Below are 6,845 nucleotides of genomic sequence, written 5' to 3' on the forward strand. Positions count from 1 at the left end.
GTACCGGGTAGTTTGAATTATTCAACTGTATAGGCAGGAAATCACCGTTAGGTAGCTTCAAATACACTTTTAAACTTTCTATTAACTCTTTTAACCAATAATACTGAGCATCTGTTAAAGGGTCTGTAATTGCTTTATAGGTATTTACCGTATTAACAAAAATTGTTTCACTATCTGTATTGAAAATACCGTTCTGTATATCCGTATAGTTGCCAGAATTATCAATTTTGAAGGGTGTTGTGGTTAAGTTGGTTTTGGTTACCGCCAAAGTTTCTCTGACGTTGAAAAAAGTACATCTATCGAACCCGCCCAACTTATTAAGAAACAAAATTTCAACTGAATCTTTGCAACCAAGGGATTGATATTGAAAATTCCTGATAGCCGATTTGGTTACACCCGAATTATCAAACAATTGAACAGAATAGTAATTAACATTACTAAAATCAATATAAAAATTACGGGTAAGTGCTGCCGGGCTGACATCTACCCTACCTGCTGTTGTACCTGATGGTACAGCTACGTTGTAAGTATTGGATACTAACCCATTATGTGTAATAACCTTAACGGTACCGGGTACACCATCATTAAGATAGCTTAAATATTCGCTACTGGTAGCGTTAATGAATCCTAAATCAGGTTTATTGGTTAAAAAATTGGCGGTAGAACCAKAAGCAGTAACCACAAAGTTTTTATAATCGTAAATATTATAGGAAACCCTATCAATTTGGGCATTCCAAGTATAAAACAAGCCAGAAGTAAGCGTTGAACCATCAACAATACCTGCATCACCGTACAGCTTTTCAGTTACTTTAACTTTATAAGCTTGTAGTATAGCCGGGGTTGAATCAACTATGTTAGCAGAAGGCAAAAGTTGATAGTTAACAACGTTTGATAAAATTGATGATAAATCAGTGAATGAACTGGTACGGTGCGCCGGGGTTGTATAAAGTCTTAAATTAGCTATAACGCCGTTATCATCAGCCTGAACCTGTACCTGAAAAAACTGTATAGCTGTATTATCAGATGATACCTGAAATATAATCGGATTATTTGCCGGGGTGTACTTTTGTGGTGTTTTGGTGAATGTAATCATCTATCCTTTTTGGATAGGTAATATGATTTGGTAGGGTAATTAGTTATCTTTAAAACCTTATTATGAGCAATAAGTTACCTAAAACAGCACAACAATCTAAATCTCAACGGAAGTGTATTTTCTGTTCAGGATTGCCATTAACAAAAGAACATCTAATTCCTGATTGGATACCAAAAGTCCTGAACACAGAGCGTAATGTGATTAATCATCAAAACCTAAGAATATCTATCACATATGATTCAAACTTCGTTGTATTCTATCCAAGGGTCTTAAAAAAAGCTGGTCATACATTTTCAAAAAAGCTATTAGTTGTTTGTGCAACTTGCAATAACGGATGGATGAGCAAATTACAAAACCAAACTAAACCGTTACTTTCCAGTTTGATGTTGGATGAACCTGTAACATTGCAAAAAAAGGACATCTTACTCTTGCACAAATGGATTGTGATGTCAACAATGGTTGCAGAATTTGATGATTTAAGATTTAAACAAATACCAATTGAACATTTACGAAACTTTAAGATTAACCAACAAGTACCTGAGAAGTGGAAAATTTGGATTGGGCGTTATAAAGGAGATATAGTGGGATATCAGCACTATGGCGGACGCCTTATGGAAAGGATAATGATTAATGTTGAAAAACGTTTTGCACAAACATCTACTTTTACAATAGGGAGTCTATTTATATTTGTATTTAGTACTGATTCAGATTGGATTTATAAAAGTTTTGGAAATGTTTACGTCGATAAATTAACTCAAATTCATCCAATGAATAGAAAAGGAATATTTTTCAGAGTCGAACCAATCAATTGGCATTCGTTGAAATATATTGAAGATGATGACATCCTAAAGTTAAAATCTATGGATGTTATTGCTGATTCCATTCCAACGGGCGATAATATTTAAAATGATAATATAAAAAAGATTATCCAAATAAATTTCTTTAAAAATGACATTTTACTTTTTGTTATCTACCCTATCACCATATTTATTATAGATTTCTGTTTTCAATTTCTGAATAACAAAGMCTTTAGCATTCTTGATTAAATCCTTTTTTAGCTGTTCTTTTTCTTCATCCCAAGCAATTTTGGTGTGCGGTTTAAGACCTTTATTGAATACAGAATTTACCATCATCCAAGCTAACTTTTCTTGCTGCTTATCTTCGGTTACCTCCTTAAACGGTGAAGCATCCCCATAGTATTTCGGATTATCAACCATCCTAATATTCTTTTCCTGAATCCATTTAAGGTACACCTGCATAGGAGGTTTGAGGCTACCGTATGAGTAAGGACTGTCATAAAGTTTTTCTTTGGCACCATTAACGCCCCGGTATTGGTAAAGCAGGTGTTGCGAACCTTTTATATGTACTTCGTCACCGGCTGATTCTAAGGTTAGGTTTTCAATTTTACCAGAGTTAACAAAGTTAGGGATTGATTGAATATTCTCTTTTACCCTTTCAATAAAAGCACCGCATACCGCTTCAACCACCGATAATTCAGTAGTAAAATCTGATTTAGATACACCTAACGAATCGAGGGCTTTAGCGTTCGCCTGTGATAGATTCTGAGCCATTTAAGGTTTATTTATTCATTATTGATACATTGTATCGCTTGTTATTTAAGAGCCTTAAAACGGCTTGTAATYGAAATTAAGAACTGATTTTACCATTACGATTTTCTTCTAATGTCACCTGTTCTTTTAATAAGGTTGCTATAGTTAAAACAGCCATTACATTATCTTCTAATACCTGCCAAAAGGGTTGTAATGTAAATTCTGATACGCTTTTGGCTATCATCCAATAGTTCCATCTTTGGTTAAACTCAGTTTCGATGCTTTTCGATTCCTGAAATATTGGGTCACTACTTTTGGTATCGCTTGCCAGAACATCAGGTGTTTCTTTAACAGTGAAGAACGCTCCAAACGTTGTAAATACTTTTCGGTGTTCCTCTTGACAGTAAAAAAACCCGGAATGCACTCCACCATTGATAAGTTTGCAATAAATTCAGGGTTATGATTTGGGTCTTTGGCAAATAGGGATAACATCACTGGCAGGTTACCTATAGCACTTGATAGAATCCCTTCTTTCGTAAAATCCATTGATAGTTTTTGAAAGGTTATGAAGTTATCATAGCTAAGTTCATCAAAAGCTTTATAGGCTATTTTAGGTTTACCTGCTTGGGGTACGGTACCGATGAAGGCTAATTTCTCAATAAGTTGGTTAACCTCTAACATCGATAACGCTTCAATATCTTCAACCGGGGTATCCGTTAACAGGCTGATGATTTGTACGCTCATATCCAAATCTGATAGGTGCTTAATCGTATAGATTTCATCATCAACCAAATCATTATCCTTATCTGATTCATTCAGTACAGGGCTTAACTTGATATAGTCCTTCAATTTAAGCTGTTCCCAACTTGAAGGCAGTTTGTTTAATAGTTCTTTATAACTCATTTTGTTGTTGTTAGTGAGTAATAGGTTTTATATTGTATTTTCGGATAAGTATTTCCACAATGGACAAAAGATTTTATTTAATCATTATTGGGTTGGTTCTGTTTGTATCATTCTTATTTTCTGCGAGAAAGGGTAAGTATGATGAGTTTCATAAAGCGAAAATTAATGGTAAAATTGATACCCTATACCGATACAGGGAGTACGTTATGTTATTTGTCGGAAGCGAGGAATACAGAATTATCCCCGTTTCTTTATCTACAAATACGCCATTGGACAAATTAGCCGCAAAGGGCGATTATGTTAACAAGAATGCTAATAGTGATACCCTGTCATTGACCCACGAAGGAGATGAAGTTTTTTATTTCACAGTTAAAAAAGGCACTTTTTTTTAGGTAGTTTAAGCAGTGTACAGCCTCCAATTACTGGTATACACCGCTTCTTTAAGGAAATGGTTAGCCATACACAAAGCCATTACAGTATCATCGTGAAAACCTGATTGCGCTTCATACTTAATGTGTCCCGATGGTTGGATTTTATACTCAAAAACCATCATTTCATTAGCTGTAACATCATTCACTTTAACCTTACCCATTTCTAAATCTTTTACCAATTCCATAACAATTTGCGGTTTACTGGTACTGGTAAATTTGAACCCGGTAATATTGGTACAGGTAGTTGATAACTGTTCGTATACGGCATCGCCTACACCAGTGCTATCAACCGCTTTTAAGCAGTATGCAGGCAGTTTCTTTATCTTTTCGATAGTGAGCAACCACGGTAATTTAAACCGCTCAAACAGGCTTATTTTGCCGTCTTCATCCAACCCGGTTAGTACCGTATAGTCATTGTGTTTACCCAAGTCAATACCGATAACCTTAGTCTCTTTCTGACTTAATTCGGCAACGGTATTATTCTTGATATTATCGACCCCGAACGGATTTGCCGTATTTTCGCCCGGCTCTGCTAAATACTCCTGCCTGAATGCTGAATCAGGTAATTCCAGTTGTGCAGCGTCTATTTCACTGGCTGCTATATGCGGGTTATCGTAACTGGTAAAGTGGAATGATTCGTAACCGTCTTCTTTGTTAAGTCCCTTATTGTACAGGGCATAGAAGTAGTTTTTACCACGTGGCGTACTGATGAATAAAGCGTTACCCTTATAGTCGGTTAAGGTCGGTCTGATGCTATTTAACCAAGCTGTTTCGAGGTCTGGAATAAACGCCGCCTCATCAATGATTACCGTATGAAATTTTCTACCCCTGAATGAATCGAGCCTTTCGCCAGTCATAAACGATAGCGTACCACCAGTGATAAGGGTAATAACCAAATCAGTTTTATTGGCAGCTTTAATCAGCTTAACGGGAATCAGTTTAAGAATGTCCTGAAAGAAGATTTTACTTAACTGATACGTAGGTGTAACGTATGCAATGTGTTTGCCGTTGACTATACCTAAAACAGATATAATCTGGCTTATCAGAGATTTGCCCCAACGTCTTCCGCATAGCAAAACCTTAAATCTGGCTTTACTATCTAATACCTGTTGTTGTCCCGGATGTGGTTTTGGTAAGGTTAAATTGATGTTCAAAACAGTGTTTTGTTACCTAAATCGTTCCCTATCCTTTAAAAACAGCCTTTAAACTATGTTTAAGGGGCTTTACGGGTTAGTAACGTAGTAGCTGATTAGGATTCAGCGTCTTCATTATCCCCGGTCGGGTCGTTATCAACGAAGTTGATATTAACGTTATATTTTATCTCTCCTGAATGGTCTACCGTACCGTCACTTTCAACTTTAGAGGGCAACACATAGCGGGCTATTGCAGATAAGATTTGCCATTGCTTATGCTCTGGCATCATAGCCAAATCATCAGCCAGTTCTTCAACCTTATTAGCCAAAACCATCTGAATTTTTTGTTTAATTTCTTCGGTGGTCTTATTCTTAACTCCCGGTACACGTCCCCCGGTCTTTGCTCTCCCTTTTTCAAATGGCATATTCTTTTCTATTTCTATTATTGAGTAGGTAATAAGATATATGTGCGAGAAAAAAGAGTGAGGTTGATTAGTTTTATTATAATTTCTATATTACACTACCAGACCTAAAAACTATTGACAATGAGTAATCCACAAAACCAAGCCAGATTAGAAGAATTAAGTGAAACGGAATTAAAAAACATTAGGTTAATTGCTGAGATAAAATATTTAACACGACCTTTTTACTTCAAACCAAGTTTTTGGACGTTTATAATTGCATTGACGGCTGCAGTTTTCAGTATCGAATCAGGGCTATTCGATGTCAAAGGGGAAATTGTTAAGTTAGAAACACTTAAACTGGAAACTGAAAAAACTACTCTTTTAAAACAAAGAAGTGAATTACTCAGCGATAAAAAATCCTTAGTTATCCAAAAAGATTCATTAGAAATTAAAAAGGCAGAGATACAGAACTCTATTTCACAACTTTTCAACATTGAAAAACAATTATTGAAAAGATTAGATTCTATTAATCGTATAAATCGCAAGGAACATCTTCCAGTAGTTGTACATCCACATTATCTTTATGACCCTAACGCACAATTTGAAAAAAGAAAAACTTATTAAGCCGTTAGAAACGATAATTAAAAAGGCGAACAAATTAGGTTAATGGTCTGTTGGATTAGGGAATATCAGTATCAATAGCCACATTACCGCTACAGTGTACCGATTAGGGAAATGGCAACCCAAATTATTTTATCTTCTTCCCTCGTCTCCATAACCGTAAATTACGTATTAATTAATAAAATATAAAACATCAATCTTAACCAGATGATTTGACTCTTTTTAACTTTGTAAAAAAGACTATATGACCGGAAAAGAATTAACTGATAGACTAATTTCAGATATAGAAGCAGCTATCGAATTAAAAAAGAGTGTTGGAACAATCAACGAAGAATTAACAGGTGAAGATAAAAACTTAGGAACGGCACTTAAACTTGCGGTGTTTGACCAAAAGTTAGAACTTGTAGCTACCATTATCAATACTCCGGAAATTACTATAGAAGGACAAAGTAGTTTAAGTGAATACGTTGATAAACTAAAAGAGAATAAAGAATCTGTGTCTGCACGTGTGCAAACGCTATTAGATTCTAAAACTACATTATCTGGGTCTGTAAAATAAACTGTGTCAGGCCCTGCCGGCCCATGGGCCGGCAGGGCCTGATTGCTACATCAAATCTAATATCATTCTCCCAGGAAACCAAATGGCCAGCTTCTGGGCCGTTGTCGCCCAATTAGCAAGTGGCATCGTCCATTTTTGTTTAATGTTGTTA

The 6,845-nt window shown here is 35.7% G+C and carries 10 protein-coding genes; 4 read left to right on the forward strand and 6 right to left on the reverse strand.

From position 1 onward, the window contains the following. Nucleotides 1-1,093, reverse strand: a 1,093-nt coding sequence (locus tag AC1DU2_RS30530) for a hypothetical protein (RefSeq protein ID WP_477389363.1), incomplete at its 3' end; no start/stop codon positions are given. A 62-nt stretch (nt 1,094-1,155) separates the two neighbouring features. On the opposite strand from AC1DU2_RS30530, the gene AC1DU2_RS30535 reads away from it, so the two are divergent. Continuing rightward, nucleotides 1,156-1,998, forward strand: a complete 843-nt coding sequence (locus AC1DU2_RS30535) for a hypothetical protein (protein ID WP_477389365.1) — start codon at nt 1,156-1,158, stop codon at nt 1,996-1,998. Between the two features lie 51 nt (nt 1,999-2,049). Here AC1DU2_RS30535 and AC1DU2_RS30540 read toward each other — a convergent pair whose 3' ends face one another. From AC1DU2_RS30540 to AC1DU2_RS30550, 3 genes are all read right to left on the reverse strand, one after another. Further along, nucleotides 2,050-2,664: a hypothetical protein gene (locus AC1DU2_RS30540; protein WP_477389367.1), complete on the reverse strand. Its 615-nt coding sequence runs from the start codon at nt 2,662-2,664 to the stop codon at nt 2,050-2,052. A 76-nt stretch (nt 2,665-2,740) separates the two neighbouring features. Further along, a complete protein-coding gene (locus AC1DU2_RS30545) occupies nt 2,741-2,887 on the reverse strand; it encodes a hypothetical protein (RefSeq protein ID WP_477389369.1) in 147 nt (48 codons plus the stop codon). Further along, on the reverse strand, nt 2,884-3,546 hold the full coding sequence (locus AC1DU2_RS30550; protein ID WP_477389371.1) for a hypothetical protein: 663 nt from the start codon (nt 3,544-3,546) through the stop codon (nt 2,884-2,886). The genes AC1DU2_RS30545 and AC1DU2_RS30550 overlap by 4 nt, the downstream gene beginning before the upstream one ends. Before the next feature lie 59 nt (nt 3,547-3,605). Between AC1DU2_RS30550 and AC1DU2_RS30555 the strand changes: the two genes are divergently transcribed. After that, nucleotides 3,606-3,938 carry a hypothetical protein gene (locus AC1DU2_RS30555; RefSeq protein WP_477389373.1) on the forward strand — a complete coding sequence of 111 codons (333 nt, stop codon included), beginning with the start codon at nt 3,606-3,608 and terminating at the stop codon, nt 3,936-3,938. Nucleotides 3,939-3,943: 5 nt separating this feature from the next. On the opposite strand, the gene AC1DU2_RS30560 is transcribed toward AC1DU2_RS30555, so the two are convergent. Then, nucleotides 3,944-5,131, reverse strand: coding sequence for a terminase large subunit domain-containing protein (locus AC1DU2_RS30560; RefSeq protein WP_477389375.1), 1,188 nt, complete (start codon nt 5,129-5,131; stop codon nt 3,944-3,946). Between the two features lie 95 nt (nt 5,132-5,226). Further along, complete coding sequence (locus AC1DU2_RS30565) at nt 5,227-5,535, reverse strand: hypothetical protein (RefSeq protein ID WP_477389377.1); 309 nt, start codon at nt 5,533-5,535, stop codon at nt 5,227-5,229. Between the two features lie 120 nt (nt 5,536-5,655). Here AC1DU2_RS30565 and AC1DU2_RS30570 point away from each other — a divergent pair, with 120 nt between their 5' ends. Further along, nucleotides 5,656-6,138, forward strand: a complete 483-nt coding sequence (locus AC1DU2_RS30570) for a hypothetical protein (protein WP_477389379.1) — start codon at nt 5,656-5,658, stop codon at nt 6,136-6,138. A 241-nt stretch (nt 6,139-6,379) separates the two neighbouring features. Continuing rightward, a complete protein-coding gene (locus tag AC1DU2_RS30575) occupies nt 6,380-6,694 on the forward strand; it encodes a hypothetical protein (RefSeq protein WP_477389381.1) in 315 nt (104 codons plus the stop codon). Nucleotides 6,695-6,845 lie beyond the last annotated feature (151 nt).

Source organism: Mucilaginibacter sp. P4_C11 (genome assembly GCF_056402115.1).